The organism is Enterococcus sp. AZ149 (genome assembly GCF_051714285.1).
Classification (GTDB): domain Bacteria; phylum Bacillota; class Bacilli; order Lactobacillales; family Enterococcaceae; genus Enterococcus_D; species Enterococcus_D entomosocium.
Genome location: NZ_JBIORO010000001.1, coordinates 2,588,894 through 2,615,614, shown reverse-complemented (window position 1 = coordinate 2,615,614; position 26,721 = coordinate 2,588,894). Strand labels below are relative to the sequence as shown.

27 protein-coding genes and 2 tRNA genes are annotated in these 26,721 nt (G+C 42.2%); all 29 read left to right on the top strand.

Translation table 11 applies throughout. The features are described from left to right. Window position 1 precedes the first annotated feature (1 nt). The 29 genes from atpE (at window position 2) to IGI94_RS11930 (ending at window position 26,720) form a co-directional block, all read left to right on the top strand. Complete coding sequence (gene atpE, locus IGI94_RS12070) at window positions 2–214, top strand: ATP synthase F0 subunit C (protein WP_005228705.1); 213 nt, start codon at window positions 2–4, stop codon at window positions 212–214. Between the two features lie 88 nt (window positions 215–302). Then, complete coding sequence (gene atpF / locus IGI94_RS12065; protein ID WP_005228706.1) at window positions 303–827, top strand: F0F1 ATP synthase subunit B; 525 nt, start codon at window positions 303–305, stop codon at window positions 825–827. After that, window positions 814–1,356 (top strand): F0F1 ATP synthase subunit delta, encoded by a 543-nt coding sequence (locus tag IGI94_RS12060; RefSeq protein WP_016619750.1) that lies wholly within the window; start codon window positions 814–816, stop codon window positions 1,354–1,356. Before atpF ends, IGI94_RS12060 begins: the two co-directional genes overlap by 14 nt. Window positions 1,357–1,379: 23 nt before the next feature. After that, on the top strand, window positions 1,380–2,936 hold the full coding sequence (gene atpA / locus IGI94_RS12055; RefSeq protein WP_008380876.1) for a F0F1 ATP synthase subunit alpha: 1,557 nt from the start codon (window positions 1,380–1,382) through the stop codon (window positions 2,934–2,936). Window positions 2,937–2,952: 16 nt separating this feature from the next. After that, the gene (locus IGI94_RS12050; protein ID WP_005228710.1) at window positions 2,953–3,855 is read left to right on the top strand and encodes a F0F1 ATP synthase subunit gamma; all 903 of its coding nucleotides are present in this window, start codon (window positions 2,953–2,955) and stop codon (window positions 3,853–3,855) included. Between the two features lie 26 nt (window positions 3,856–3,881). Beyond that, window positions 3,882–5,288, top strand: a complete 1,407-nt coding sequence (atpD, locus tag IGI94_RS12045) for a F0F1 ATP synthase subunit beta (protein ID WP_005234377.1) — start codon at window positions 3,882–3,884, stop codon at window positions 5,286–5,288. A 31-nt stretch (window positions 5,289–5,319) separates the two neighbouring features. Further along, complete coding sequence (locus IGI94_RS12040) at window positions 5,320–5,742, top strand: F0F1 ATP synthase subunit epsilon (protein WP_005228716.1); 423 nt, start codon at window positions 5,320–5,322, stop codon at window positions 5,740–5,742. A 158-nt stretch (window positions 5,743–5,900) separates the two neighbouring features. After that, window positions 5,901–6,134 carry a DUF1146 family protein gene (locus tag IGI94_RS12035; RefSeq protein WP_008380880.1) on the top strand — a complete coding sequence of 78 codons (234 nt, stop codon included), beginning with the start codon at window positions 5,901–5,903 and terminating at the stop codon, window positions 6,132–6,134. 90 nt (window positions 6,135–6,224) lie between these two features. Next, a complete protein-coding gene (murA, locus tag IGI94_RS12030) occupies window positions 6,225–7,517 on the top strand; it encodes a UDP-N-acetylglucosamine 1-carboxyvinyltransferase (RefSeq protein ID WP_008380882.1) in 1,293 nt (430 codons plus the stop codon). Window positions 7,518–7,537: 20 nt separating this feature from the next. After that, window positions 7,538–7,714 carry a DNA-directed RNA polymerase subunit beta gene (locus IGI94_RS12025; protein WP_005228723.1) on the top strand — a complete coding sequence of 59 codons (177 nt, stop codon included), beginning with the start codon at window positions 7,538–7,540 and terminating at the stop codon, window positions 7,712–7,714. A 92-nt stretch (window positions 7,715–7,806) separates the two neighbouring features. Then, on the top strand, window positions 7,807–8,082 hold the full coding sequence (gene yidD, locus IGI94_RS12020; protein ID WP_008380886.1) for a membrane protein insertion efficiency factor YidD: 276 nt from the start codon (window positions 7,807–7,809) through the stop codon (window positions 8,080–8,082). A gap of 39 nt (window positions 8,083–8,121) precedes the next feature. After that, entirely contained in the window at window positions 8,122–8,580 is a 459-nt protein-coding gene (locus tag IGI94_RS12015; RefSeq protein ID WP_438899821.1) for a GNAT family N-acetyltransferase, read from the top strand. A 126-nt stretch (window positions 8,581–8,706) separates the two neighbouring features. Continuing rightward, window positions 8,707–9,600 carry an ROK family protein gene (locus tag IGI94_RS12010; RefSeq protein WP_429960556.1) on the top strand — a complete coding sequence of 298 codons (894 nt, stop codon included), beginning with the start codon at window positions 8,707–8,709 and terminating at the stop codon, window positions 9,598–9,600. A 271-nt stretch (window positions 9,601–9,871) separates the two neighbouring features. Then, window positions 9,872–11,059: an ABC transporter substrate-binding protein gene (locus IGI94_RS12005; protein WP_139960541.1), complete on the top strand. Its 1,188-nt coding sequence runs from the start codon at window positions 9,872–9,874 to the stop codon at window positions 11,057–11,059. Window positions 11,060–11,167: 108 nt separating this feature from the next. Further along, window positions 11,168–12,046 carry a branched-chain amino acid ABC transporter permease gene (locus tag IGI94_RS12000; RefSeq protein WP_008380893.1) on the top strand — a complete coding sequence of 293 codons (879 nt, stop codon included), beginning with the start codon at window positions 11,168–11,170 and terminating at the stop codon, window positions 12,044–12,046. Window positions 12,047–12,055: 9 nt separating this feature from the next. After that, a complete protein-coding gene (locus IGI94_RS11995) occupies window positions 12,056–13,033 on the top strand; it encodes a branched-chain amino acid ABC transporter permease (protein ID WP_005228744.1) in 978 nt (325 codons plus the stop codon). Then, window positions 13,014–13,790 carry an ABC transporter ATP-binding protein gene (locus tag IGI94_RS11990; RefSeq protein WP_429960557.1) on the top strand — a complete coding sequence of 259 codons (777 nt, stop codon included), beginning with the start codon at window positions 13,014–13,016 and terminating at the stop codon, window positions 13,788–13,790. Before IGI94_RS11995 ends, IGI94_RS11990 begins: the two co-directional genes overlap by 20 nt. Then, the gene (locus IGI94_RS11985; protein ID WP_005234392.1) at window positions 13,790–14,491 is read left to right on the top strand and encodes an ABC transporter ATP-binding protein; all 702 of its coding nucleotides are present in this window, start codon (window positions 13,790–13,792) and stop codon (window positions 14,489–14,491) included. The genes IGI94_RS11990 and IGI94_RS11985 overlap by 1 nt, the downstream gene beginning before the upstream one ends. Before the next feature lie 3 nt (window positions 14,492–14,494). Further along, window positions 14,495–15,142: a CBS and ACT domain-containing protein gene (locus tag IGI94_RS11980; RefSeq protein ID WP_008380901.1), complete on the top strand. Its 648-nt coding sequence runs from the start codon at window positions 14,495–14,497 to the stop codon at window positions 15,140–15,142. 122 nt (window positions 15,143–15,264) lie between these two features. Further along, a complete protein-coding gene (locus tag IGI94_RS11975; protein ID WP_005228752.1) occupies window positions 15,265–15,498 on the top strand; it encodes a DUF2969 domain-containing protein in 234 nt (77 codons plus the stop codon). Between the two features lie 85 nt (window positions 15,499–15,583). Continuing rightward, window positions 15,584–15,667: transfer RNA gene (locus tag IGI94_RS11970), tRNA-Tyr, on the top strand. A 4-nt stretch (window positions 15,668–15,671) separates the two neighbouring features. Further along, window positions 15,672–15,743 (top strand) — tRNA-Gln (locus tag IGI94_RS11965). Window positions 15,744–16,139: 396 nt separating this feature from the next. Beyond that, window positions 16,140–16,847, top strand: a complete 708-nt coding sequence (locus tag IGI94_RS11960; protein ID WP_005234399.1) for an EAL domain-containing protein — start codon at window positions 16,140–16,142, stop codon at window positions 16,845–16,847. Between the two features lie 4 nt (window positions 16,848–16,851). Beyond that, entirely contained in the window at window positions 16,852–17,961 is a 1,110-nt protein-coding gene (locus IGI94_RS11955) for a GGDEF domain-containing protein (protein ID WP_008380908.1), read from the top strand. Between the two features lie 332 nt (window positions 17,962–18,293). After that, window positions 18,294–19,346 (top strand): GGDEF domain-containing protein, encoded by a 1,053-nt coding sequence (locus IGI94_RS11950; RefSeq protein WP_005234402.1) that lies wholly within the window; start codon window positions 18,294–18,296, stop codon window positions 19,344–19,346. Between the two features lie 60 nt (window positions 19,347–19,406). Then, window positions 19,407–20,447: a bifunctional glycosyltransferase family 2/GtrA family protein gene (locus tag IGI94_RS11945; protein WP_008380912.1), complete on the top strand. Its 1,041-nt coding sequence runs from the start codon at window positions 19,407–19,409 to the stop codon at window positions 20,445–20,447. Continuing rightward, window positions 20,444–22,708 (top strand): glycosyltransferase family 2 protein, encoded by a 2,265-nt coding sequence (locus IGI94_RS11940; protein WP_438899820.1) that lies wholly within the window; start codon window positions 20,444–20,446, stop codon window positions 22,706–22,708. The genes IGI94_RS11945 and IGI94_RS11940 overlap by 4 nt, the downstream gene beginning before the upstream one ends. Next, window positions 22,683–24,512: a lantibiotic ABC transporter permease gene (locus tag IGI94_RS11935; protein WP_438899819.1), complete on the top strand. Its 1,830-nt coding sequence runs from the start codon at window positions 22,683–22,685 to the stop codon at window positions 24,510–24,512. The genes IGI94_RS11940 and IGI94_RS11935 overlap by 26 nt, the downstream gene beginning before the upstream one ends. A gap of 303 nt (window positions 24,513–24,815) precedes the next feature. Next, on the top strand, window positions 24,816–26,720 hold the full coding sequence (locus IGI94_RS11930; RefSeq protein WP_438899818.1) for a BglG family transcription antiterminator: 1,905 nt from the start codon (window positions 24,816–24,818) through the stop codon (window positions 26,718–26,720). The last annotated feature ends 1 nt before the right edge of the window (window position 26,721 follow it).

Sequence of the window (26,721 nt, the reverse complement as noted above, 5' to 3'; positions counted from 1 at the left end):
AATGAACTTTATTGGAGCAGGATTAGCAATTATCGGAGCAGCAATTGGTGCAGGGTATGGTAACGGACAAGTAATCGCAAAAACGATCGAATCAATGGCACGCCAACCTGAAATGTCAGGTCAACTACGTTCAACAATGTTTATCGGGGTAGCGTTAGTCGAAGCTGTACCGATTCTAGGGGTAGTTATCGCGCTGTTATTAGTCTTCCGATAAGACAAGCACGAAAAGGCAGAAACGAACAATTGCACTCGTTTTTGCTTTTTTCTAATGAAACAATGACTTTCAGAAAGGAAGAATCGTTATGCTAAATCAGTTGGTTATAGCGGAAGTTCAAAATCCAATGCTTGGCAATATTATCGTTGTCAGCGGATCAATTCTTCTTTTGCTATTCTTATTGAAACATTTTGCATGGGATGCCATCAGCAGCATGATGCAAAAACGGGAAGATAAAATCGCCAATGATTTGGATTCAGCGGAACAATCACGCTTGAATGCAGCAAAATTAGAAAAAGAACGCCAAGAAAAATTGGCACGTTCTCATTCTGAAGCTGCGGAGATCATCAAGAGCGCCAAAGACAGCGGGGAATTGAGTCGACAAAATATTTTGAGCGAGACCAAAGAAGAAGTGGCTCGTTTGAAAGAAAAAGCAAACTCAGATATCACCCTTGAAAAAGAAACTGCGTTAAAAGAAGTGAAAGATGATGTTGCAGAACTTTCGCTTCAAATCGCAGAAAAAATCTTAGGACGCGAATTGACTCCCGAAAATCATGAATCCCTAATCAATCAATATATCGAAGGATTGGGTTCAGTTAATGAAACTCGATAAATTCACAGTGGGAAAACGCTATGGAAAAGCCTTGTTCGAATTGGCGATGGAAGAACAGCGCTTGACAGAAGTTTACCAAGAATTAATGACCTTGCGTCAGATTTATCAGGAGATTCCAACATTCGGTCAGATCGTGACGGATAACCGCTTGGATCTCCATGAAAAAAGACAATTAGTCGATCAATTGCTGAAGGGCTTTGAAGGCTTGGTCAGAAATTTCTTAGAGATCGTTTATGAATATGATCGCATGGATGATCTATTGCTGATCATTGATGAATACGAACGTCGTTACGATGAATATCAAGGTCTTGTTCTCGGAACGATCACAACGGCTGTTGCTTTGTCAGCAGAACAAAAAAGCAAAATCGAAAAGCAAATCGCCGATAAGCTTGGGTACAAGCAGGCACAATTGAAAGAAACGATCGATCCAACGATTTTAGGCGGTGTCATCGTTGAAGCAAATCATCAAGTGATCGACGGTAGTATTAAGAGCCAACTGGATTATCTGCGACAAAAAATCGGCAGATAAACAAGAGATAAGAGGTGAATCGGATGGCCATCAAAGCAGAAGAAATTAGTGCCTTGATCAAAGAGCAAATTAAAAATTATCAGAACGAACTTTCTGTAGAAGAAATCGGTACTGTCACATATGTTGGGGACGGGATCGCCCGCGCCCACGGTTTAGAAAATGCCATGAGTGGAGAACTGCTTGAGTTTTCAAACGGTTCTTATGGGATGGCACAAAACTTAGAGTCAAACGATGTCGGAATCATCATCCTAGGTGATTTTGAAACCATTCGTGAAGGGGACAAAGTAAAACGAACCGGTAAAATCATGGAAGTTCCTGTCGGCGATGCATTAATTGGCCGGGTAGTAAATCCATTAGGGCAACCAATCGATGGTTTAGGTCCGATCGAAACAGATAAATCACGCCCAGTCGAAGCAGCTGCACCAGGTGTTATGCAACGGAAATCCGTTTCGGAACCAATGCAAACAGGGTTGAAAGCTATTGATGCTTTAGTACCAATCGGTCGTGGCCAACGGGAATTAGTCATCGGTGACCGGAAAACCGGAAAAACAACGATCGCTATTGATGCGATCATCAACCAAAAAGGGCAAGACATGATCTGTATTTATGTCGCAATTGGCCAAAAAGATTCAACTGTTCGTGCACAAGTGGAAACATTGCGGCGTTACGGGGCCCTTGATTACACGATCGTGGTTTCAGCAGGTGCTTCACAACCAGCACCACTGCTTTATATCGCACCTTATGCGGGGGCTGCGATGGGGGAAGAATTCATGTATAACGGCAAACATGTTTTGATCGTCTTTGATGACTTATCAAAACAAGCGGTCGCTTATCGTGAACTTTCTCTACTTCTACGTCGTCCGCCAGGTCGTGAAGCATACCCAGGGGATGTCTTCTACTTGCATTCTCGTTTATTGGAACGTGCAGCGAAATTAAGTGATGAACTAGGTGGTGGATCGATGACGGCATTGCCGTTTGTTGAAACACAAGCAGGGGATATTTCAGCCTATATCCCAACCAACGTGATTTCTATCACAGATGGACAAATTTTCTTAGAAAACGACCTTTTCTATTCTGGTGTTCGTCCTGCCGTAGCGGCTGGATTATCCGTTTCACGGGTTGGGGGGTCTGCGCAGATCAAAGCAATGAAAAAAGTTGCCGGTACCTTGCGTTTGGACTTGGCTAGCTATCGCGAACTAGAGGCCTTTACGCAGTTTGGGTCTGATCTAGATGCTGCAACACAAGCCAAATTAAACCGCGGTCGTCGAACCGTTGAAATCTTGAAGCAAAAACTGCATGAACCACTGGCAGTAGAAAAACAAGTCGTGATTCTTTATGCCTTGACGCATGGATTCATTGATAGTGTACCAGTCAATAAACTATTGGACTTTGAAGCAGAATTATTTGAATATATCGAAGCAAATGCAGCGACGATTTTTGAAACCATTCGGACAACGAAAGATTTGCCAGAAGAAAGCTTGTTAGATGACACCATTAAAGCATTCAAAGATATTTTCATGGCATCCAACGGTTCTCGGGTGACACCCCAAGATAAAATATCGACAATGCAAAACGCATAAAAAGAGGTGAGAGAAAATGGCTGCTTCATTAAATGAAATCAAGCAACGAATTGCCTCAACAAAAAAAACCAGCCAAATCACAAAGGCCATGCAAATGGTTTCAGCTGCAAAATTAACAAAATCTGAAGCTCATTCGAAACAGTTTCAAGTGTATGCCAACAAAGTACGTGAAATCGTTACGCATTTAACTGCGCAGCAGCTTTCCGATCTTGCAGGTTCTGGTCCAAAAGATGGTGTGAACTATAACAGTATGTTGGTTAGTCGTCCGGTCAAACGCACAGGCTACATCGTCATCACTTCTGATGGCGGTCTAGTGGGCGGCTACAATAGTTCCATCTTGAAGCAAATGATGACCATGCTGGATGAAGACCATGCAAAAGAAGAAGAGTATGTCATGATTGCCATTGGTGCAACTGGCGCTGACTTTTTCAAAGCACGGGGCATCAATTTGGCGTACGAGCTAAGAAACCTTTCGGATCAACCAAGCTTTGACGAGGTGCGTAAAATCGTAACATTGGCGACAACGATGTACCAAAACGAAGTCTTCGATGAATTATATGTGTGTTATAACCATCACATCAACTCATTGACTAGCCAATTTCGTGTGGAGAAAATGTTGCCGATTTCCGATCTAGATCCTGAAGAAGCCGAAAGTTATGAACAAGAATACTTGTTTGAACCTTCCAGAGAAGCAATTTTGAATCAATTACTGCCTCAATACGCTGAAAGCTTGATTTATGGTGCGATTGTTGACGCAAAAACAGCCGAGCATGCTGCCGGAATGACAGCGATGAAAACAGCAACAGATAATGCCAAAAATATTATTGGGGACTTGACGATCTCTTATAACCGAGCGCGCCAAGGAGCGATCACCCAAGAAATTACTGAAATTGTGGCGGGGGCATCCGCGTTAGAATAGTTTCAAGAACGAATGGAGGAATACGAATGAGTTCAGGCAAGATTGTTCAAGTCATTGGTCCCGTTGTTGACGTGGAATTCTCTCTAGACCAATCATTACCAGATATCAACAATGCGTTGATTGTTTACAAAAAAGATGAGCAGAAAACAAAAGTTGTGTTAGAAGCTGCCTTAGAACTTGGCGACGGCGTTATCCGTACGATTGCCATGGAATCAACAGATGGCTTACAACGAGGAATGGAAGTAATCGATACAGGCGCCTCCATTTCTGTTCCAGTTGGGACAGAAACCTTAGGACGGGTGTTTAATGTCTTAGGGGACACCATCGATTTAGAAGCACCGTTTCCTGAAGAAGCACCCCGCAGTGGGATCCACAAAAAAGCTCCTGACTTTGATGAATTGTCAACAAGTACCGAGATCCTTGAGACTGGGATCAAAGTTATCGACTTATTAGCCCCTTATTTAAAAGGGGGGAAAGTTGGTCTTTTCGGTGGTGCCGGTGTTGGTAAAACTGTCTTGATCCAAGAACTGATCCACAACATTGCCCAAGAGCATGGGGGGATCTCTGTCTTCACAGGTGTTGGTGAACGGACACGTGAAGGAAACGACCTTTATAATGAAATGAAAGAATCTGGCGTTATCGAAAAAACAGCCATGGTGTTTGGACAAATGAACGAACCACCAGGTGCCCGGATGCGGGTTGCCTTGACTGGGTTGACCTTAGCGGAGTACTTCCGCGATGTAGAAGGACAAGACGTGCTCTTGTTTATCGATAATATCTTCCGATTTACTCAAGCTGGTTCTGAAGTATCTGCCTTACTAGGTCGGATGCCTTCTGCCGTTGGATATCAACCGACACTAGCAACCGAAATGGGACAATTGCAAGAACGGATCACTTCAACAAAAAAAGGATCGGTTACTTCTATTCAAGCAATCTATGTTCCTGCCGATGACTACACGGACCCGGCACCAGCGACTGCTTTTGCCCATTTGGATGCAACAACCAACTTGGAACGTAAATTGACTGAACAAGGGATCTATCCAGCTGTTGATCCGCTAGCTTCTTCTTCTAGTGCGTTAGCACCTGAAATCGTTGGTGAAAAACACTATGAAGTAGCGACTGAAGTACAGCATGCGTTGCAACGTTATCGCGAACTACAAGACATCATCGCTATCTTAGGGATGGATGAGTTGTCTGATGAAGAAAAAACGTTAGTGGCTCGTGCGCGTCGGATCCAATTCTTCTTGTCGCAAAACTTCCACGTAGCGGAACAGTTTACTGGACAACCTGGTTCTTATGTACCAGTTGAAGAAACGATCAAAGGCTTTGCTGAGATTCTTGAAGGAAAATATGATGATCTTCCAGAAGAAGCCTTCCGTAGTGTAGGACGAATTGAAGACGTCATTGAAAAAGCGAAAAAAATTGGCTATTAATTAACCAGCCTTGAAGAAAGAGGGGAACCTCATGGATCAATTTTTAACAGTCAATGTGGTGACACCTGCTGGTTTGGTTTACGATCATCACGCGAAAATCGTGGTTGCACGTACGACAGATGGTGAGATCGGTATTTTGCCGCATCATGCCCCAATCATCGTTCCTTTGACGATTGATGAAGTCCGGGTCAAACGGATCGATTCAGATACTCACGTCGACTGGGTCGCCGTCAATGGCGGTATCCTTGAAGTGCGGGACAATGTTGTCTCCATCGTAGCCGATAGTGCGGAACGTGATCGTGATATCGACGTTTCACGGGCAGAAAGAGCAAAACAACGTGCAGAACGTCAAATCGAAGAGGCCAAACAAGTCGAAGATATCGACCAGCTTCGTCGCGCAACGGTTGCTTTGCACCGCGCCATTAATCGAATCAACGTGTCAAAACATTCCTAAAAAAACAAGGGCATCTTGCCTTTGTTTTTTTTTATTCGAGAAAACGTTTTAAAAACTTTTTAAAGTCTTTTCATGAAGGTTTCAAGAAAGATTATTTTTTATCTTGACATCTTTGTGGTATGATAGGAATGTTCAATTATGAAAAAGGAGCAGGAAGTATGCAAGTGTATGGAATTGATGCAATCATTCGAATCGTGAGTCATTTAGCGTTCATCTATTTAGCATTTTGGGCATTGCAATCTGTGCGGATCGATGCTTTTTTTAAAGCCTTACGAACGACTCAGATACGAATGGTCATGGTGTTTCTTGCGATTGCATTAGGCTACACCGCCAGTACTTTTTTCCTTGAGTTGATTGCGTTATGTCGTAATTTATTTTTAACAGGTTTTTAAGAATTTCATTAATATATGCAAAAACACCGAATATTATGCTATAATTGGCAAGATTTGTGTGAGTCACTGCATTATTTGGAGGGAACATAAATGGAAGAGATGATCGTTCAAGGTGGTAATCGATTAACTGGAACAGTGAAGATCGAAGGGGCAAAAAATGCTGTTCTACCTATCTTAGCGGCAAGCTTATTAGCGGAAGAAGGAACAACGACATTAACAAATGTACCGATCCTTTCCGATGTATTAACAATGAAAGAAGTGATTCGGCATTTAAATGTCGCAATCGATTTTGAAGAAGAAAACAATACGATGACGATCGATGCATCACAAGAGTTAGCGATCGAAGCACCTTATGAGTATGTAAGCCAAATGCGCGCTTCAATCGTAGTCATGGGGCCTTTGTTAGCCCGTAATGGTCATGCCAAAGTGGCAATGCCTGGCGGCTGTGCAATCGGCAAACGACCAATTGATTTGCATTTGAAGGGATTTCAAGCACTAGGCGCTCAAATCATCCAAAAAGATGGATACATAGAAGCGATCGCCGATGAGTTAAAAGGCAATAGCATTTACTTGGATTTCCCAAGTGTCGGCGCAACGCAAAATATCATGATGGCTGCGGTAAAAGCTAAAGGTATCACCATCATTGAAAACGTCGCTCGTGAACCTGAAATCGTCGATTTAGCAAACATTTTAAACAAAATGGGTGCCAAAGTCTTTGGTGCAGGAACCGAAACGATGCGTATCGAAGGGGTCGATCACCTTCATGCGGTGGAACATTCGATCGTCCAAGACCGTATCGAAGCAGGAACCTTTATGGTTGCAGCAGCGATGACCCAAGGAGACGTCATTATTAAAGATGCGATCTCAGAACACAATCGTCCATTGATCTCAAAATTGATCGAAATGGGCGCAGAAGTGACTGAAGTAGCTGAAGGGATTCGTGTCGTTGGACCTGAACAATTGAAGGCAACAGATGTGAAAACAATGCCTCATCCAGGTTTTCCTACGGACATGCAAGCGCAAATGTCTGCTATTCAACTTTTAGCAGCTGGAACGAGTGTTGTGAACGAAACTGTATTTGAGAACCGTTTCCAACATTTAGAAGAAATGCGTCGGATGAATGCTCATGTCAAAATAGACGGCAACGTAGCAGTGATCGAAGGCGGCCATGAATTGCAAGGTGCGCTGGTCTATGCAACGGATTTACGTGCAGCAGCAGCGTTAATTTTATTAGGTCTACGTTCAACTGGTCGGACACGTGTCCGCAATCTAAAATATTTGGATCGTGGCTATTACAAATTCCATGAAAAATTGCAGCAATTAGGTGCTTCTGTGGAACGAGTTTCTGAAGCAGTTGAAGAAACCGTACCAGTAAACGCATAGTAGGAGTAGGAGAGAATAAAGTGAAGTTGAACCGTTACATTCTAACTAGCTTGATAAAAATTCTAATCGTCATATTATTAGCTATTTTATTGTTCTTAGCCGGAACGATGATTGGCTATGGGGTGATTGGCGACGGTAGTCCTTTTAAAGTCTTCTCTCCAAGTCTTTGGAATCATATCTTTGAGTTTATGAAGTAACCCCAAACTAGGACTTATGCCTCGTGCTGAGTCCTAGTTTTTTCTATCTATCTTCACTGAATCGTGATCATAAAAAGAAAGGTTGGCAAGAAATGAGTAAACTTTTGATTGGCTTTGTTCGTTTCTATCAACGTTTTATTTCCCCATTATTTCCTCCTAGCTGTCGTTATTATCCGACTTGCTCAGGATACATGATCCAAGCGATCCAAGTCCATGGCGCAGCCAAAGGAGGTTTGATGGGGGTAGCTCGTATCTTACGCTGCCATCCCTTTGTAAAAGGCGGTATAGATTACGTACCCCAGACGTTTACTTTAAAACGAAATACGCAAGACAAAGTCAAACCAACGTACCGTTATCGGAAAAGTTAAAAGGAATCAACAAAAATGTAAAAAAGGAGCCAAAAAGCCATGATTCGTCCAATCGACTCTAATGAAGCGTATCCTTGGGCGTTGCTGCTGGATGCAGATCCTGAAAAAGCAGTCGTAGAAAGCTATCTATATAATAGCCAAACACTTGTTTATGAAGAAGCTGGAGAAATGATTGGTGTGCTAGTTTATCAAAATCAAGGCAACAACTGGGAGATTATGAATGTGGCCGTTTCTCCAGAAAAGCAAGGAATGGGCATTGGTTGTCAATTGCTGCAAGCTGCCGAAGAAGCGATCCTCAGTCAACACCTTGGGGCAAAACGGCCGATTGTAGTGATCAAAACTGGTAGTCTGCCCTCTGCAGCCCTGACTTTGTACCAAACGCAAGGCTATGTTGAAAAAGACCGGATGGAAAATTATTTCACCACTCACTATGCTGAACCGATTTTCGAAAATGGGCAGCAGTTGATCGATCAAGTTATTTTGGAAAAGCAGCTCTAATCCCATAGAGACAGTCTATGGCGATTTTAGGCTGTTTTTTTTATTGTTCTCGGAAATCGCTTTCTTCAAGTGGGGACTTACGGTAAAATAGATAGTATCAGAATAATAAAGGATTGAGGGAAAAAAATGGCGATTTTAGTCTTTGATATGGGTGGTTCAGCAGTAAAATATGGCGTCTGGGCACAGGATTCTTTGGTGAGTAAAGGCAAATTTACTACACCAAGCACGTGGCAAGAAATGAAAGCCCAGTTGCAGCAAGTAAGAGCAAGCGTAAACGAAGAGATCGAAGGGGTCGGGATCAGTGCTCCAGGTGCAGTCAATGCCCAAGAACGTCGAATCGACGGTATCAGTGCGATTCCTTATATCCATGGGTTTGACATCTACTCTGAACTCGAAGGAGTGTTTGGGGTACCAGTAACCATCGAAAATGATGCTAATTGCGCTGGGATGGCTGAATTCTATCAAGGAGCGGGCAAAGAGTATCAGCAAGCAGCTTTCGTTGTGATCGGAACAGGCGTTGGCGGTACCCTGTTTCAAAATGGTGAGCTAGTCCGTGGGGCACATTTATACGGCGGTGAATTTGGGTTGATGATTTTGGATCAAGGCAAAACATTTTCGCAACTAGGGACAGCGGTTCAGATGGCTTGGCGTTATTGTGATCGAATTGGTGTAGATCGAACCACAATTACCGGCGAAGAGGTCTTTCAACGTGCAGAAGATGGGGATGCCATTGCGATCGAGGAAGTCAATAAATTTTACCGCTATTTAGCGCAAGGACTATTCAGTATTCAATTTGCTTTTGATCCTGAAGTGATCATTATCGGTGGCGGTGTCAGTGCCAAAAATGGCTTGTTAGAAGAAGTGAATCAACGGTTGAAAAAAATGTTGGCAGATCAAGCTTTAAATGATTTTGTCCCACTGATCAAGCTATGTGACTATCGCAACGATGCCAATCTAGTTGGGGCGGCAGCCAATTTTCAAGCATTGTATCCACGAATAGCCGCTAACATCTTGATGTAATGTTTTCAAACGTCCTTTTGACAAAAAATGAAGCAATTCGAAACGATCAAAAAGTAAGCAAAGGAAAAAAAACTTTGCTTGCTTTTCTTTTTGTTCAAAAAAATGAAAAGCGATTCCATTATTGATGGAACAGTGTTTTAAAAACACCATTTTTTCCTAGTAAAAAAAATAAATTCTGAATAGGTGAAATATTCTGATAATTCGTTGACATTTTCCAGATTTTTCAGTATATTGGATAACATATTCAGGGGAAGTGAAGGAGAGGAAAATTATGAAAAAGAAATTTGCGTTTTTGTTTGCGAGTTTGTTTTTGTTAACAGCATGTAGCGCTGGACCAACAGGTGGATCAACGGATGGCAGCGGGGGTGCTGAAGGTGGCAATAAACAAGAGGGAGATACCATCAAGATCGGAACCAACTTAGAGTTGTCAGGAGCCGTAGCTGCTTATGGGACGGCTGAAAAAGAAGGAATCGACTTAGCAGTAGAAGAAATCAATGCTGCCGGCGGTATTCTTGGAAAACAAATTGAAATTATTTCGAAAGATAACAAATCAGATAACAATGAAGCTGCAACGGTAGCAGCCAACTTAGCTACAAATGATAAAGTTGTAGCCATCATTGGTCCAGCAACTTCTGGTGCTACGAAAGCGGCTTTGCCTAACGTGACCAGAGCACAAGTACCAATGGTTACACCTTCAGGTACTGACGATGCGATTACTTATACTAGTGGGAAAGTGCAAGAATTTGCCTTCCGTTCTTGTTTCCAAGATAGCTTCCAAGGAACGATCTTAGCGAAATATGCGGCTGAAAATTTGGATGCATCAAAAGCTGTGATCTTGGGAGACAACTCAAGTGATTACGCAATTGGATTGACGGAAGCATTTAAAGAAAGTTACCCAGGCGAAATTGTCTTAGAAGATAACTTTACTGAAGGCGACAAAGATTTCCAAGCAGTTCTTACAAGAATCAAAGATGTCGACTTCGATGTCTTGTTCATTCCAGGCTACTACACAGAAGCTGGTTTGATCATCAAGCAAGCGCGAGAATTAGGAATTGATCAAGCAATCATTGGTGCCGATGGATTCGGTGATGAAAAAATGGTTCAAACAGCTGGTGCAGAAAATGTCAGCAATGTTTACTATACCGGTCACTTCTCTACCAAAGCACCAGCAAACGACAAAGTTGAGCCGTTTGTGGCAGCTTTCAATGAAAAGTATGGCAAAGAACCTTCTGCTTTTAATGCGTTAGCCTATGATGCAGTTTACATGATCAAACAAGCAATCGAAGATCAAAACTCAGCAGATTCATTGGCAATTGCAGCTGGTTTGTCTGAACTGAAAGACTTTGTCGGCGTGACAGGTGAAATCACAATGGATGAAAATCATAACCCTGAGAAATCAGCAGTTGTTTTAGGATTGACTGACGGGAAGGAAACCTCAGCAGACACTGTGGAACCTTAAAAACCTGTAGTTGTTTGGCAGTGAAAACTGGGACAGACCTGATGTGTTTGTCTCAGTTTCTTTTCTCTAATGAGAAGAACCATAATAAATGATATTGGAAGTGAGTATATGGAAATGATGATCCAACAATTGATCAACGGCTTGTTTCTAGGCAGTATCTACGCCTTGTTAGCGTTGGGTTATACGATGGTGTATGGCATCATCAAGCTGATCAACTTCGCCCACGGAGAAGTTTATATGATTGGTAGTTTTATTGGTTACTTTTTGATCAATCAATGGCAATTGGGCTTTTTCCCAGCGTTATTCATTTCGATGATCGCCAGTGCAGCACTTGGGGTAACGATTGAATTTTTAGCCTATCGTCCTTTGAGAAATTCCACGCGAATTTCGGCATTGATTACGGCAATCGGGGTTTCTTATTTTTTGCAAAATGTCATGATCTTTTTCTTTTCTGCCAATGTGCGCCCGTTTCCGCAAGCAATCGAACGAAAAACCTATTCCATCGGGTTTGTTCAAGTAAGTAATGTCCAGTTATTGATCTTGGCTGTTTCGGTTACCTTAATGATTCTCTTGCAATTGATCGTGAAAAAGACCCGTATGGGAAAAGCGATGCGTGCAGTAAGTGTTGATGCAGATGCAGCGCGTTTGATGGGGATCAATGTTAATCGAACGATTTCCTTTACCTTTGCCTTAGGCTCGGCTTTGGCTGCAGCTGGCGGGATGCTGATCGGTTTGTATTATAATTCCATTGATCCATCAATGGGGGTCGTTCCTGGTCTGAAGTCTTTTGTTGCGGCGGTTCTCGGTGGGATCGGGATCATTCCTGGTGCAGCTTTAGGCGGCTTTGTGATCGGTTTAGTGGAGACAGCAGCGACAGCGCTTGGTTTTTCTGATTACAAGGATGCTTTAGTGTATGTCATTTTAATAATTATATTGTTGGTTCGTCCAGCTGGGATTCTCGGCAAAAATATCAAAGAGAAAGTGTAGGTGGCAGAAATGAAAAAGAATTTACGTTACAACTTAATCTGGCTCGCTCTGGCAGCTATTCTTTATTTTGGATTATTTGCAGCCTACAATGGCGGAATGATTAATCTGTTCTCTGATGCGATCATCGTCAATATCGGAATCAATATCATCTTGGCAGTCAGTTTGAATCTAATCATCGGCTTTTCAGGGCAATTCTCCTTAGGACATGCTGGGTTTATGGCAATCGGTGCTTATGCTGGCGCGATCCTGTCGGCAAGCAATCCAACCTTTGGCGGCTTTTTAACTGGTTTACTGGTGGGGATGCTGGTTTCAGGTGCAGTCGCATTAGTGGTTGGGATCCCGACCCTCCGTTTAAAAGGCGACTATCTAGCGATCGCTACCCTAGGTGTGGCAGAGATCATTCGGATCTTGTTGGTGAACCTACGAGGCTTGACCAATGGTCCTGCTGGAATTTTCGGATTGCCCCAATTCAGTAATTGGCAGATCGTCTTTCTCTTTGCCGTTCTATCGATTCTTGTCGTTTCAAACTTTATCCATAGCGGACCAGGCAGAGCGACTTTAGCGATTCGGGAAGATGAGATCGCTGCAGAGTCGATGGGGGTCAACACAACGAAATACAAGGTAATTGCGTTTGTGATGGGGGCAGTGATGGCAAGCATTGCTGGTACCCTTTATGCCAGCTATCAGCAGTCGGTTTTCCCACGAGATTACGGTTTTATGAAATCGATCGATGTGTTGATCATCGTCGTTTTTGGAGGGCTTGGGAGTACCACAGGAGCGGTTGTTTCGGCAGTAGTGCTAGGAATCTTAAACATGTACTTGCAAGGCTTCTCTGATTTGCGCATGATCATTTATGCATTGGCTTTGATCATCATCATGATCTTTAAACCAAGCGGACTTTTAGGGACCTGGGAATTCTCCGTAAAAGGACTGTTGGACAAATTTAGAAAAAAGGGGGATGACAACGATGCCTCTATTAGAAGTTAAAAGCTTAACGAAAAACTTCGGTGGTTTAGCTGCTGTTTCTCATGTAGACCTCCATCTAGATACCAATGAGCTGGTCGGGTTGATTGGACCAAACGGTGCCGGCAAGACAACGCTCTTTAACCTCCTGACAGGTGTTTATGAGCCTAGTGAAGGCGAAGTGCTTTTTGAGACCCAAGGTAAGCCAAAACGTTTAAATGGCGTGAAGCCTTATAAAATCGCGGATTTAGGCCTTTCAAGAACCTTCCAAAATATTCGCTTGTTTAAAAACTTGTCCGTAATGGATAACGTCTTGATCGCTATGAACAGTAAGCATAAAGAAGGACTACTGACGAGCATCTTGCGTTTGCCAAAGTATTACAAAAACGAAGAATCCATGAAGAAAAAAGCCTTAGAGCTGTTACGGATCTTTGATATGGATGGCAAAAGCCAAACGTTAGCGAAAAATTTGCCTTATGGCGAGCAACGCCGTTTAGAGATCGTACGCGCATTGGCTACAGAGCCAAAAATTTTGTTTCTTGACGAGCCGGCAGCGGGGATGAATCCTCAGGAAACAACAGAACTGACAAAGCTGATCTATAAGATCCAAAAAGATTTTCAATTGACGATCCTCTTGATCGAGCATGATATGAGTTTGGTCATGGAAGTGTGCGAACGGATCTATGTACTGGAATACGGACAAGTCATCGCCCACGGTGAACCAGAAGAGATCAAAAACAATCCACGGGTAATCGAAGCCTATCTAGGAGGGGAAATCTGATGCTGGAAATTCAAAATTTAAGTGTTCACTACGGCATGATCCAAGCAGTTCATGATGTTTCCTTCCACGTCAATCAAGGAGAGATCGTTTCGCTGATTGGTGCCAATGGTGCCGGAAAAACCACGATTTTACGGACGATTTCTGGATTGATCCGTCCTTCAAAAGGCTCCGTCACTTTTGAAGGAAAGCAAATTGAGAAAGAAGCACCGCAAAAAATCGTCGCAAACGGTTTGTCGCAGGTGCCAGAAGGGCGGCACGTCTTTTCCGGTTTGACGGTTCAAGAAAACTTAGAGATGGGCGCCTTCTTGCGTAAAGACAGTGGTGTCAAAGAAGACTATGAACAAGTTTACCGCAAGTTTCCTGTATTGAAAGAACGCCTCTCGCAAGATGCGTCGACATTATCTGGCGGTGAGCAGCAGATGTTGGCAATGGGGCGGGCATTGATGTCAAAACCGCGCTTGCTTTTGCTGGATGAGCCATCGATGGGCTTGGCGCCAATTTTTATCAAAGAAATTTTTTCCATCATTCAAGAAATCAAGCAGCAAGGAACGACTGTGCTGCTGATCGAACAAAATGCGAAAATGGCTTTATCGATTGCCGATCGCGGCTATGTATTAGAAACCGGGAAAATCGTTTTAGAAGGTACTGGAGAAGAATTACTAGCAAGTGATGAAGTTAGAAAAGCGTATCTAGGAGGTTAAACAATGAGCGTAAGTGATTTTATGACGAAGACGGTCATCACCGTCGATTCACAAACACCGATCTTTGATGCAATAGATGTGATGAAGCAGCACGATATCCATCGTCTACCTGTCGTTGATGATGGCAAATTAGTAGGGTTGATCACGGAAGGAACGATCGCTGAAGCAACCCCCTCAAAAGCGACAAGTTTAAGTGTTTATGAAATGAACTATCTCTTAAATAAAACGACAGTCGCTGATATCATGTTGAAAAAAGTGACTACGATTGAACCAGATGCACTATTAGAGGACGCCATTTCCGTCATGCGTAGTGAGAACGTGGGGGTTTTACCAGTCATGGATGATGATGCCTTAGTGGGAATCATTACCAACAATGATATTTTCGATGCCTTTTTGAAAATCACTGGGTACCACGATGGTGGAACACGAGTGTCCATTGAGATCACGGATGACCATGTGGGGGTTTTAGCAGACGTGACGAAACTCCTTGCGGATCATCAGATGAGTATTTTGACGATTGTGGTAAATCGGATGGCACTAAAAACAGTTGTTGAGATCCAAGTAGAATCACGGCAAGTCGCAGCAATCGAGAAAATTTTAAGCGATGCAGGCTATACCGTGACGAGTGCTGTCTTGACGAACCAGAAGTGATCTAAGAAAAAGTAGCTGATCGTAAAGATTGGCTACTTTTTTTATTTCCAGAAGAGATTTTCTTTTTCTTTTGTTGCTTTTCTGTTAAAATAGGAAGGTGCTGTAAAGAAAGAGGTGCAACCATGTCTAAGAAAAATAAAGATATCGAAGTACGTATTGAAGAAACAACAAAAGCCATTCATGGCAAAGACTATACCGTCAATGAATTATTCATCGGAAAAAAACGCATTGGTGAGATTTTAACAACTGGACCAAAAGAATTTCAAAGCTTTTTAGGGGATGAAGATCTAGGTTCGAGCAGAAGCTTAGAAGCTGCCATCGAGATGATTATTCGTCAATGGAATTTACATGAATAATTTCTAGAAAAATTTACTTTTTGCTCTTGCAATTTGTTATCTTTTTCGGTATTATAACTATTGTCAGGTTTGAGAAAAACCTTTTGGAGGAGTAGCGAAGTGGCTAAACGCGACGGACTGTAAATCCGTTCCTTAGGGTTCAGTGGTTCGAATCCACTCTCCTCCACCATTATTGGGGTATAGCCAAGCGGTAAGGCAACGGACTTTGACTCCGTCATGCGTTGGTTCGAATCCAGCTACCCCAGTCAAAGAGATACGTAGAAAAAAACAGCAAGCACTCTTGCTGTTTTTTTGTTATTTAAAAAGAATCGTGTTTTTTATAAGTACTTAAAGAAACAGGAGACTGATATGGAAGAAGCCACTTTCAACAAGCTAGTTTCTACGAAATTGAAAAAAGCAATGGTTGCTTTGGGGCATTTCTATGAAACAGGCATGGAGTGGAACGGAAAATCACAGTCGATTCTTTCACAGAAATTTCTTTCAGAGAATTTAAAATATTTGGGCATTTTTGGTTCTGTTTGGTATACTTAGGCAAATCAGTTCCTTTGAGAGAACCATTTTATAGCATGAGAAACGAGCGATGACAGGAATATTACCGATTTTCGGAAGTGATAACTTTACTAGATGGGGGCTTAACGAAGATGGGAAATGAAACGACTTGGGAGAACACAGACCGCCTTTATCTGTTGTGTCAACCAATCATGCAGGTAAAATCGCTAAGTCAGCAAGAGGTGAATGGCTATGAAGTCTTGCTACGTAGCGAGAAGAACAACCGATTTCCACAGCAAGAATTCAGCACAATGATTCAAACTGAAAGTGGCAATCAGCAATTGATGAGATGGTATGCCAAGGAATTGCGGCGTTTATGCAAAAAAAAGCCGGAAACCCGCTTTAGTGTCAATATACATCCACAACAGCTGCTGTGGCAGTCTACGTGGTCCTTTTTTGAAACGATGGCTGTTTATAAGGCGCAGTTGCAGATTGAATTGACGGAACACCCCGTACGCATACAGCAAGAGTCATTTGATTTGTCTGTAGCCATTGCAAAAATTAAAGCTTATGGTTATGTGATTGCGGTCGATGATATCGGTTGCGGACAAAATACCCTCTCGTTGGTCTTTGCCAATCTTGCCAGCGTTGATTGTTTGAAATTTTCGTTGTTACCGTTTATTCAGCTTGATGAGGAGATTGGCTTCAGCTTTTTGGCTTGTTGGTTGAAGGTTGCCCAAAAATATCAGCTTGAGCTGATCGTTGAAGGGATCGAGAACCGCGAAAAAATGGTCCAGTTGCTTGAGATGGGGGTGCATTTGCAACAAGGATATTTATGGTCTAAAGGAGAGCGATTGTGATGGAATGTTAGAACGAGGCGTGCTTTTGGCGTTTGGTTTGCCGCTGATGATTGCCAGTTTACTGGTGACCGCAGATGTTTTTGTACGAAGTGTGCAAAAAATATCGGTTTCTCGTCCATTTAAGTATTTTATTATTGGTATTCTGACGTTTACGCATTTGTATTTTATTCTTTCTTTTTCAATGAATTCAGTTGGGTTTATCTGTTATCAATACACAACTGCTTTTATTGCGAGTCATTTTTTCTATGGTGATCGTGGCAAGATCTTGATTTTGATAACGCCGTGTATGGTCGTCTTTTATTTGTGGTTTGTCGGTTTTTCTGATGTGGGTAAAGCTTTTTATCTTCCATTATTCGGAGTGGGGATCTTTGTCCTTGATTTTCTTTTATCAAAAGTCAAGCTGATCCGTCCGCAACAGCAATTTTATATGATGTATTTTTTGACCTGCCTGCTCTCACCGCGTTTTTCGATGCTAGTCCATCATACGACGACCTATGACTGGGAAGCGATGTTGGCAGTATTTGTTGGTTCTTTCGTGCTGCTAGGAAGTTTTATGTGGTTGCATCGATTGATTGAGGGGCAAGAATACCAAGTACTGGCAGAGCTGGCGAATAGTAAGATCGATGCGTTGACCGGCTGCTTCAACTATGGGACCTATAACCACGATCTGCTTCAAGCCGTTTCACAGAAAAAGACTGTGACGATCGCCATGATTGATCTCGATCACTTCAAAAAGGTCAACGACCGTTATGGTCATATCGCCGGAAATGAGTTGTTGAGAACCTTTGCCTCACGGACGACTACTTTTTTAGAGGCGCATTTTGCCGAGACCTATTCCTTTTATCGTTATGGCGGCGAAGAGTTCTGTCTCGTGATCGAAGGGGATGTCAAAGAACGGACCGTAGCTGCAATGACGACACTGTGTCAAACCATTTCCAGCAGTATGTTTCCTGTGGCTAATTTTGAAAAAGGGACGATGTCTTTGTCTTGCGGCGTTGAAGCGAGTACAGTTTGTCATGGCGATATCTTGGCAGCTGTTGAAAGAGCCGATCAAGCACTCTATCTCGCAAAACAAAGTGGCCGAAACCGGGTGTGCACCTTGCCTGAGACGTAAAAAAATAATGGAAAAATAATTTACACAAATTCACAAAGAATTAAATGTTTATGCACAAAAAGTTAGTAATAATAAAGAAATAATGTTATTTATTTACAAAATATACATTTTGATTATTTTATTTATCTTGAGAATCTTCGCATATCAACAAAAAGATTGAAACTATGTATAATTTCTGGTAAATTATTCTAAATCAAGAGTGATAAAAACTGTCAATAATAAATAGTGATCCTTACTTGATGCTTTGTCCGCTTTTCCAATGAAATGTCTCTGGAATTGTCCCGTCGAATCAGCAAGTAAGGGTTCTTTTTTTTAGAAAGGAAGCACAGGAAATGGCAAATACGCTGGTTGTCAATACACTCGCAAATTTAGGCGCAATTATCATCAATATTTATTTGTTATTCAAAATCAGTGATGGCTTCGTAGGTCAAGGGACATTCAAAGCGAAACAGATCGCAGCGGCGATTGCTTGTGAAACCGTGGTGGGGATGCTGATGATGAATTTCTCTTACGTCGTATACGAAACGCGATTTGACCTGCGCTTCTTGCTTTACGCTTTTTCCATGAAATATCTGGGGTGGAAGGTGACCGTACCGACGATGGTCAATCTAGCGTTAGGGCGTTTCTTGTTTGAAGTATCAAAATCTTCTTGGCTGAACTTATATCTTACGTTTTTTTTGATGGTGACACTGACATTTCTGCATGCCTGGGCCAAACGGCGATTTACTGACAAACAAGAGTTGTTCCTATCAATAACCTACTTGATCGCTATCTCCTTTCTTTTTGGTTTTTATTTGACGGGTGATATTCAAAAAACGACCCTAATTTATATAGTTTATGGCATTCTCGCCTATACGTTGGCGTTCTTCCTTTATTCGATAGTCAATGATATGCAGCGCATTTTGGCATTGGTCAAAATCGATGATCTTACGCAGTTGAACAACTTTCGTAAATTTCAAGATGACCGCCAACGCCTAGATACGACCGAGGTGGACTTATCGATCGCTTTGATCGATATCGATCATTTCAAAAATTACAATGACCGTTACGGACACCGTGCCGGGGATGTGATTTTGCAAGAAATCGCTCGTATTTTTTCGACCTACTGTACGGCGAGCAATCCGGTCTATCGCATCGGTGGGGAAGAGTTTGCAATCTTGATTCAAGGAGACGCACAGGCTGCTGCTTATCTCCTCGAAAAAATCCAAAAGCGCATCCGTTACCAAGAAATCATCTTGGATGCAGGCGATTCGGTCAGCATCACGTTGTCGATTGGGATCGCACAACGGCAAAGGGGTGAGTTGCTACAACAAACGCAAGAACGTGCGGATCAAGCATTGTATCGAGCCAAACGCAGCGGTCGCGACCAACTCTGTCTTTACTGATGGGGGTGGCTTCTTTTCTTTTTTTGTTTTCAAAAATACTACCTTAAATGAGGAGCGCATATGGAAAATAGTTTAATCATGATTCCTTCGCTAGAACCTGACCACAAACTGCTGGCTCTGGTGGAGAAAATTCGTTTGCATAATCAGCACCTGCCGATTTTGGTCGTGGATGATGGCAGTGGGGCAGCTTATCAGTCCGTCTTTTCGGCATTGGAACAGAAGTTTGGTTGTCAGGTTTTGACCCATCCAAAGAATCAGGGAAAAGGCGCAGCCATCAAAACCGCTCTCACTGAAGTGCTGACAAACCAGCCAGCTGTTGAATTTATGGTGACCATTGATTCGGACGGGCAGCATGAGTATACCGATATGATGGCTTGCTTAGCAAAGGCCCAAGCCCATCCGGACAGCATTATTTTAGGGACCCGATCCTTTGGCAAAGAAGTGCCCTTGCGGAGTAAGTTCGGCAACATTTTGACCCGAAATATCCTGCGTTTAGCGACTGGTCTTGCTATTGAGGATTCGCAGACGGGCTTAAGGGTTTTCCCTCGAAAATTCATGACAGATTTGTTGGCGATCTCAGGTGAGCGTTTTGAATATGAAACGCGGATGCTAATCGAAGCCCAGAAGCGGGGGTGGCCGATTCTTTCACAACCGATCGCAACCATCTATATTGAAGAAAATGCCTCTTCCCATTTTCGGGTCTTGGCAGATTCTGTCGCTATCTATAGCGTCTTTTTGAAGTATTTGTTTTCATCTGTGGTCTCCTTTTTTGTCGATGTGATCGCTTATGCGTTATTGATCCATTTCTTGTCTGTCATCAATCTGTCCTCCATCGTGATCGCTTCGTTGGGTGCCCGATTGATTTCGGCGATCGTCAATTACTACATCAATCGCGAGCTTGTTTTTGGTCAACGGACAAAGAACAGTATGCTGCAGTATTTTTTATTGGTGATCGTACAGATTTTGCTGTCCTCTTTTCTCGTCTACCTGATTTATTTGATCCTACCGATCGGAGATTCTGTGTTGTTAAAAATAGGCGTCGATTGCCTGCTCTTTTTCTTTAGTTACCATGTGCAAAAAAATGTCATCTTTAAGGAGTGATTGAGGTGGAACAAAAACGTTTGCCTTGGGTGAAAAAAGTCGTTTACTTTCTGGCGTTTGTCTTTTCGCTGATCTATTTATCATGGCGGGGGCTGTATACATTGCCATGGCACGAGTCTTGGTTTGCCTTGCTGTTTGGTTTGCTGCTTTGGGGCAGTGAGATCGTATCGAACTTTACGGGCTTGCTGTTGATTTGGAACAAAAACAAAGCAAAGCCCTTTGAAAAACCGGTCGTGCCAGAAGCCGACTATCCGGCGATCGATGTGTTGATTGCTACTCATAATGAAGAAGTGCCGCTTTTATTAAAAACGGTCAATGCGGCAGTTCATATGAAATACCCCGATCCCAAAAAAGTTCACATCTATTTGTCAGATGACACCAACCGTCCAGAGGTCAAAGCACTGGCAGATAAATTTGGCATCGGCTATATCGGATTGATCGGCAATCAGCATGCCAAGTCAGGCAATCTCAATCATGCATTATCAAAAACCAATTCGCCGCTAGTGGCGACCTTTGATGCAGATATGATTCCTTACTCAGATTTTTTGCTGGAAACAGTGCCATATTTTGTGGCAAATCAGCAGGAACGCCGCAATGACCAGACCATCAAACCGTTGGGCTTTGTTCAAACACCGCAAAGTTTTTACAACGCGGATCTTTTTCAGTACAATCTTTTTTCAGAAGCGGCGATCCCTAACGAGCAGGACTTCTTTTCCAGAGAAGTCAATGTTTTGAACAACGCCCATGATACCGCTATTTATACAGGTTCTAATACGGTGATTGCACGAGAAGCGATCGAAGCCGCTGGCGGATTTCCGACGGACACGATCACGGAAGATTTTGAATTAGGCGCCTTGATCAATTGCCAAGGTTATCGCAGTTTATCAACACTGCAGCCAATGGCCAGCGGTCTGTCTCCAATTGATATCCCAAGTGCCTTAAAGCAGCGGATTCGCTGGGGAAGAGGAGTGGTCCAAAGTGTCCACAATCTCCATCTTTTTAAGAATAAGACGTTGTCTTTGGCGCAAAAAATGGTTTTCTTAAACAGCTATTTGTATTGGTGGTCGTTTCTACGACGGCTACTATTTATTTTCGCGCCGATTTTGTACACCGTCTTTAATGTAAGGGTCGTAGAGACAAACTTTTGGGTCTTGCTGCTGTTTTGGCTGCCAAGCTATACGTTCTTGCATTTGGCGATGCAGGATTTGAGCAGTGATATTCGAACGCAGCGTTGGGGCGAGATCCAGGAAACGATTTTTGCACCTTACCTAGTGATTCCTGTCTTTTTGCAAGCCATTGGCATCAAAGAGACCCGCTTCAAGGTGACTAATAAAGCAGCAACTCAGTCTAAAAAAGACTTGTTGTTTGTGGTGCCGCATTTGTTGCTGTTGATTTTGACGATTATCGGCTTAGTGAAGTTTAATTACGGCAAATTCGGCTCAGAGATTTTCTACGGCAGTGTGTTGACCTTCTGGCTGCTGACCCATTTCTTTAACTTAACCTTTGCGGTTTTATTTTATCTCGGTCGCCCGATTTATCGAACGACGGAACGGTTCAGAGCCCATTATCCTGTTGAAGTTTCCGACCAAGACGCCAGCTATTCTTTGATGACAGAAAATATCTCAGAAAATGGCTTGTCCTTCGTTTCTGACGTTCCTCTTTATTTTTCGCCAGATGCGCCGCTGACTTTTAAAATCACCCGTAATGGCTACCAAGCAGAGATGACTGGAAATATTGTCCGCGTCTTTTCTGGAAAAGATCGCTGGGGCTATGGCGTTGCTTTAAACCAGTTGACAGAAAAAGATTACTTAGCCTATCTGCAGATCATTTATGATGGCTTCAATCAAAGCCTGCCGGTTCTGCGGGATCCGTGGATGACCTTCTTTGACAGTCTTTTTGAAAATCTCGGTAAGCATCTGCTGCAAGCCAAACAAAAGCCATTGCCGCCTCAACGAGTGCCCATACTGACTATTGATCAAAAATGGCACTTTGATGAAGGAACCTATGCGGTCACAACATTTGGTTTTGATCAGTTCACGTTGGCAAAAACAAAAGAGGTCGAGATGCCGGTCCATCTAAACTTACCGATCAGTAATCTTGTGCTTCACGCTGAAAAAGCGACGCTTCAGCCAAAAGAAAATCAAGTGATATATCAAGTAAGCAATCTTTCAGAGCTGCGTTCCACAGTAGCCCTCCAAGAATGGGTAGACAGCTTGCTGAGAAAGGAGGCAGACGATGATCGAGATCCTGCTGCGATTTAGTCTATTTGGTTTATCATTAGCTGGCTATGCCTATCTTTTTGTACGAGTTTGTCATTTTACCAAATACATTAGCTGGATCGCTGCCTGCTGTTTGCCGATCCTCGTTCTTTCCTTTGTCGCATATGGTCCCAAAGGATGGTTGATCTGGGGGGCCTGGTTTTTATTTGGTCTTGGCTTACTATTATGCGTTTGGCGTTTTTGGCAGGAGCGCCATCAGGTGCGGTGGGGTTTACAAGAGCCCATCATGCTGTGGTTTTATGGCTATTTTGCTTTGTTCGTTTTAACATTGCTTCACAGTCATTTGACCCACTATGACAACTTCTCTCATTGGGCGACGATCGTTAAATTCCTTTATACGCAGGAACAATTGCCAACGGCAACCGATGCCATCATCAGTTTTACTTCCTATCCTTTAGGCAGCTCACTGTTTGTTACTTATACAGCAATCATCGTTGGCTATCATGAGAATGTCTTGCTGATTGGTCAATTGATTTTGATTTTCTGTAGTCTGTATAGTTTTTTTGCGATTATTCGTGATCCGAAAAGAAAGCTGGCTTTTGTCTTGGTCTTCACCAGCATGGCCGTATTCAATTATTTTAATATTGCGATTCGAATGAATAATTTGCTGGTAGACTTCATTCTTCCCGTTTTAACTTTGGCAGGCATCTCCGGGTTATTTTCTTTAAAAGGCAAAGTGCTGCCTTCAATCAGCTACTTTCTTTTGATTGGCGCCTCTCTTGATTTGGTCAAAAATAGTGCCGTCTTTTTTCTGCTGATTTTAGGTGGCTATTTACTAGTCTGCTTATGGCAGGCATCAATTCGTTGGCGGCAACGGCTAGGCTTGATGATTGTAGGATTAGCTGCCATTGGGCTATCTGTCCTGCCGGCGATTCTTTGGAACCTGCATGTCAAAGCGAATTTTCCTAAATCGAAGCATGAAGTCAGCGTGACCGCTTATAAACAGATTTTTGGTGAAAAGGATTCTCAGATACTGCAGCAGATTACGGATGTTTTTGTCAAAACGATCACGGATGTTACGACGGTTTCCACGCAAGGGATTCTCTTGATCCAGGTCATCCTGTTGGGCAGTTGGCTATTTGTCCGATTTATTATAAAAAAACGCAATCCATTTCTAAAAGAACTGCTGTTGATCGATGGTATTATTGGTCTCTATTACTTGGGTATTTACGCCATGTTCTTGTTTTCGATGCCGACTGATGAAGCATTGTCTTTGGCAGGGTTCGATCGCTATGCCTCGAGTATTGTGATCTTGGCATTAGGTTTGATGACCTTTTTCATGGTCCGGGGCATTGATTATTTGTATCATGAACAAGCGATCGATCGGCGAAACTACCGTAGCTTTGCCAGTTTGACCACAAAAAAAATCTATCAATACAGCACCTTGATTCTGCTATTTTTTGCGACATTGCTGATCCTTTCAGAAAATAATGGCATGCGTTATACCAATCGTGAATATGCTGATTCGATTCCAGCACAGGTTTCAGCCGTTACTGGCGATCACTTTGACCTGAACCAGAAAAAATATTTGGTGGTCAGTACCAACAAAGAAGCAGTAGACAGCTACTTAGTTGGCTATGTCGGCAAATATTACTTGTTTTCACCCAATGTCGATGGCCGAGAGAATTTCCTCTTACCAGATGCAGATTTTCGCACGCTATTAAAGCAATACGATGAAGTCGTCATCTTAGAAGAACACTACACCTTTAATGCCATGACGAAGAAGCTAACAGGCAAGACCTTTGCCCCTGGTGTTTATTCGGTGGCGGAGGTGTTGGGGCAATAGATGAAGGAATTTCTCAAGCGCGTCTCCTTATTAGAGAATCAATAGTAAAAATACCAATGAAACAGACGTATCGTTTGTTCATTGGTATTTTTTTTCTGTTCCCACTGAGTAATATCCTCTATACTATGAAAATACCAAAAGATATGTAAATAATCTGGATTAAACGAAAGGGTACACATGAATAAAAAAACGGCGCAATATTTTCAGTGCCTATGATTTACTGTAATCAATGCAGTAAAAGTAAGTGTTTTCATTTTTTTGAGAAAAAGCTACTATTAGAAATGTAGACGAGGTGAAAGTTTCATGATCAGTGAACGGGAAAAAGCAATTATTCGATATCTCTTAGAGAATGGACCAACAACGGTTGCTAAAATTGGGTTGCATATGTCGCTTTCGCAAAAGACAGTTTCGCAATCGCTAAAGAGAATTGATGAATTTTTGCAGGAAACAGCAATAAGGCTTGTTCGCAAACCTAGAGTAGGTGTATTTCTTGATGGCGATTCAGCTGAAATTCTAAAGTATCTTGATGGGAACGAGGAATCAAACTTACCGACGAGCAAAAAAGATCGTATTCAGTTTCTTTGCTTTGAAATACTGAAACAAAAAACGTATTTTACGCGTCAACAACTGCAAGATGCACTCTACATCAGTAAATCAACTTTAGAAAATGACATGGGGCAGGTAAGCGAGATCTTTCGTCATTTTAACGTTACGATTGAAGTTTTACCGGGGAAGGGTTCCTTTTTGAATTTGTCAGAACAAGAAAAACGTCGTTTAGCATTTGATTTGATCTACTATTTCTGGGGTGGAAATTGGAAAATAACACAAGAGCAGCAACGCTATTTGCATTCGATTCAAGGAATTCCTCAGTTTGTTAATGATTTTATTGACCTGACAAAAATTTCTTTAGTTGATACGCTCTTACAAGAGTATTTGAAAAAAGAACAAATTACGCTTAATGATGCTGCCTATCACTCACTATTGCTTCATCTAATCATCATGATTGATCGGGTCAAAGAGAAGAATTATCTGACTTTCGAAGAAAGAAGCCATCCTTTGATGGAGAATAGAGCTTTTTATCGATTTATCGCATCAATAGAAGAAACGTTTTCTCTGTCGTTGCCAGTTTCGGAAGTTCATTATATTTCGCTTCATATCTATGGGGATTCGTTGATGAAGAAGAATGACTCCGATGATTTGCTTGATGAAACGATACGAAAATTGATTCATGAGACGATCTCCCTACGCAATGAAAGTCTTTTGTTAGGATTGGTATCACATGTCAAAGAAGCTATTTATCGCATTCAAAAAGGATTAGTCATTCATAACCCGTTTCTAAATGATGTGAAGAAGAATTTCCCTTTGTCTTTTGAGGAAGCGCTTCGATTAGCTCATGCCTTAAATGGGCAGTTTTCGATTTCGATCCCCGAAGATGAGGTTGCTTTTCTGGCCGTACACATCCAAGTGATGAAAGAACAGCGAGAAGAAAAACAACCGCAGAAAGTGAGTGTCTTATTAGTTTGTAGCAGTGGGAAAGGCACTTCACAGCTATTAGCTGCTCGCATTCGGAGAAATTATGAGCAAATCGATATTTCCAGAATTCTTTCTATTCAAGAGTTGATTCAGACCAATATTTATGAGGACTTGATTTTATCGACAGTGGATTTAAAAATCGATTCGATTCCAACAATCAATGTTTCACCTGTACTGAATAAAGATGAGCAGCGAAAAATAGAAACCTTTTTAAAAAATGTCGAAGAAAAGCAAAATGGTTCTTTCAGTCAGTTTGCGAAACTGATTCACGAGGACTTGATTTTTTTAGATCATCATTTTGAAAATTATCAAGAGGTGATTACATTTATTGGAGAGCAGTTGGTTACTCGTGGGTATGTGATCGAGGAAATGATTGATTCTTCCCTAAAAAGGGAACAGCTTTCCTTTACTTCTTTTGGACGATTCGCAACGCCTCATGGGACGCCAGAATACGTGAAAAAATCAGCGATTGTATTTTTACGTCTTAATAATGAGATCCACTGGGGAGAAACAAAGGTGAAATATGTCTTTTTCATCTGTATCAAGGATGAAACTGTACAAGACCTTGAGGAAATCTATGACACGATGCTTAATGTGATGGAATCAGATGAACGAACCTTCCTCCTTAAAGGGACGAAAGAGGAATTAAAAAAGTATTTACAAGGGGGAACATAAA